Source organism: Staphylococcus sp. EG-SA-2 (assembly GCF_017152085.1).
On sequence record NZ_JACYHC010000564.1, the window covers coordinates 1 to 3,023 of the forward strand.

Sequence of the window (3,023 nt, forward strand, 5' to 3'; positions counted from 1 at the left end):
AGCCATGGCTCCTTGGTCAAGCGGTTAAGACACCGCCCTTTCACGGCGGTAACACGGGTTCGAGTCCCGTAGGAGTCATACAAACAGAAGTGAAATATCGCTTCTGTTTTTTTATTACATATTTATTGTTGAGGAAGGTTGTCCGAGCTGGCCGAAGGAGCACGCCTGGAAAGTGTGTAGGCGTCACAAGCGTCTCAAGGGTTCGAATCCCTTACCTTCCGTAAAGGCGCTTAAATTGGTTTTACCCATTTTAAGCGCTATTTTTATTTTAGACTCAAACCCTTGATATATCTGCATTTGAGCTATTATCCTCATTTTTACACTTCTTATTTATTTATATCCATTTAAAATTTTTTAGCCACAATGTGACTAATTTTTGATGATTAATCTTAACTTTAGTCACAAGATTTTGAAGTTTAGTCACAAAACAAATCATTCAGATTTTTTTCTATAAATTTAGTTTCATTATCTTCAAATTCTTTAATCAAATGCGAATATGTTTTAAGCGTTGTATGTACATCTGCATGACCTAATCGTTTTGAAATGTAATGTTTAGCTGTTACTTAAAGAAAATCAAACATTATATATACGCTTGAAAAAATAAAATAATAATATTATAATATAATCAATCGGCATCTACGTGCGGATTTTAAAGAAAAGCGTAGCATAACCAGGAGTTAGTCGATTTTTAATAAATTCGACTAAATTATTAATAAAGGCTAAAGTAATTAGTTTACTTTAGCCTTTATTGCATTTGTAATTTATAGAACTGCGAACAGGGGACTACTGTTAATTTATGTGATTAAAGTTTCAATGATATTTGATTTATTAGACCATTTCAAAAACGCAAGGTTCTCATTTTCTGCTACAGTTTGCGGTCTTTGGAAGATATATATCATTTACTATTACTAACATGGTATATTCTAATTTGTTTGTGGATAGGCTGTTTGGTTTGATATCGCGGTAAATATAAGCTTCATTAGTTATATTGTTGAAATCTAAGTTGAATTTAATATCATACAGCAATGTGCCAATTAGGGACATTTTTAATTTTGAACTCTACATTTTGTTGAGAGTATCTGGTTATATTTGCAAAATGGTATGAACATTTATCATCACTTAATAAGTTGTCTTGATGATTGAATGACCCAGTATTTATTCAGTTCGAGAAGATTGAGAGTGTTAAATCGTATTCGCGTATAATTTCGATTCTTGTTATACCATTTTCATAAAGTTTAACCATTTGTAATTTGAAATCCTTAATATATGTTCTTCTGACTCTTGTCAAAATAAAATCACCTATCCACATAGTTTAACAATATCTATTCTCATAGAATTTGTTCAACTAAGTGCAGACGATTCTGCATTATCAATAAGGCCATTCAATTTGCTATCTTAAGCTGTTTCGAATTTTTCAAATTCGTTTCATTTAATATAAACATTGATATTATCACGTCTATAAATATTAAATCAATAAACCTATCTTTTCATCTAATTCGCTATAATCTATTGTACTAATATAGTTTTCATGAAGAAGATTTTTATTATGTTCATTTATTTCTTTTTTTGAGTCATTTAAAATAAAAATAAACTCATTTTGCCTGTGTCTTTTTATTTTTTTTGCTTGCATAGCATCCGTTATTTTCGACTTAATAATCATAGAATTATTAGGGTTAGAAATAGCATTGATAAATTTTTCTTTTTGATTTTTCTTAGCGCTAATAAAAAAGTCGAAATTATGAACAACACCACTGCTTCCTATAATAGGTAAGTCTCTTCCGTAATAAATGTTATGTTCATCCAATTTGTTTGCAACATCTTCTGTAAATATGTTCTGTGACTTAGGATTAGAAAGTAAGTACATATCATTAACAAATATAAGGCACTGTAATAAATTATGTTTCGATTTATTAAAATTTTTAAAGTTAGTTTGAACAAAAATTTCGTGAGTTTTATCGTTATATTTAATACCGTAAGCTGAAAGGTGCTCTTCAAAAATCTTTTTACGTTTTTTTGATTTATTTAAAGAAATACCATTATTTTCTAAATCAAATATAGTATAGCCGTCATCTGTCAGTGTAATCATGTCTCTGGACTGATCGTATAAAGCGTAAATTATTAAATTATCTAAAGAATTATCTTTAAAAGGAGTATCTATTCTTACTACATTGTTTGATAAATTAGAAAACTCTAAGGTCTGATTATACCAATCAAGATATTCTTTTTTTAATTTTTTAGCATCAAATGTAGTCATATTATCCCTCCTTTATTCAAGGTCTTTTATATTATTATACTCTAAAAACGACATATACACATTATACAAGTTATAGATGTCGGGGAAATCTTTCAAGTTAATTTCATAAGCAAACCTATCCTTTTTATCATACTTATCATTATATATGTGAATATGACTTTTCGGAGCGATTGTTCCATCTGGATTATCGTGAGTACCACCGTTAATATCTATTCTAACTAGGGTGTGATAGGTATCTTTGAAAATGATTGAAATTGAAAACCTATCTTTTTCTATGTTCCCTCTTTTTATCGTTAATAAGTACTTTATTCCTAACTTAAAACTTATTATTTCTTGCCTTTCATTTATTCGACTAGCAACTATTGTTTTTAATTCATTTACATCGATATGAGTTTCTGGATATTTTAATTCATTTATTAATAATTTTACGTGCTCGTCGTTAAGACTATTTAAATCAAGTTTAGCCATGTCTGTTCCTCCTTTAACATTGTATAGGCATTAATTTTTAATACTTTCTTATTTGAAAAAAGCAAAAAAGATAGGTGAGATGTATACACAACCAAAAGTGTATATTATCAATTTAGCATCTCGCAATATAATTTTATACAATGTATAATAAGGTTTAAAGATGCAGCTCATCTCCATTTTCATAGGGGATTTTTAAAATTAAGTATTGAAAAATAAAATATTTATATTATAATATAAATAAGTCAACGACCATGCGTGGACAGTAAAACGAAGTACATGCGAATGTAGTAGCCGTTTACTA

At 28.7% G+C, this 3,023-nt stretch carries 2 protein-coding genes, 2 tRNA genes and 1 pseudogene; 2 read left to right on the forward strand and 3 right to left on the reverse strand.

Translation table 11 applies throughout. From position 1 onward, the window contains the following. Window positions 1-6: 6 nt before the first annotated feature. Window positions 7-78, forward strand: a tRNA-Glu gene (locus tag IDG60_RS09620). Between the two features lie 54 nt (window positions 79-132). Then, window positions 133-221: transfer RNA gene (locus tag IDG60_RS09625), tRNA-Ser, on the forward strand. Between the two features lie 573 nt (window positions 222-794). Here the strand turns inward: IDG60_RS09625 and IDG60_RS22275 are convergent. From IDG60_RS22275 to IDG60_RS09635, 3 genes and pseudogenes are all read right to left on the reverse strand, one after another. Further along, window positions 795-1,005: pseudogene (locus tag IDG60_RS22275) on the reverse strand (DUF1828 domain-containing protein); the annotation flags it as partial. Window positions 1,006-1,465: 460 nt separating this feature from the next. Further along, the gene (locus IDG60_RS09630; RefSeq protein WP_000206350.1) at window positions 1,466-2,254 is read right to left on the reverse strand and encodes a DUF1828 domain-containing protein; all 789 of its coding nucleotides are present in this window, start codon (window positions 2,252-2,254) and stop codon (window positions 1,466-1,468) included. Window positions 2,255-2,266: 12 nt separating this feature from the next. Continuing rightward, window positions 2,267-2,722, reverse strand: coding sequence for a DUF6978 family protein (locus tag IDG60_RS09635; protein WP_001086056.1), 456 nt, complete (start codon window positions 2,720-2,722; stop codon window positions 2,267-2,269). Between the last annotated feature and the right edge of the window lie 301 nt (window positions 2,723-3,023).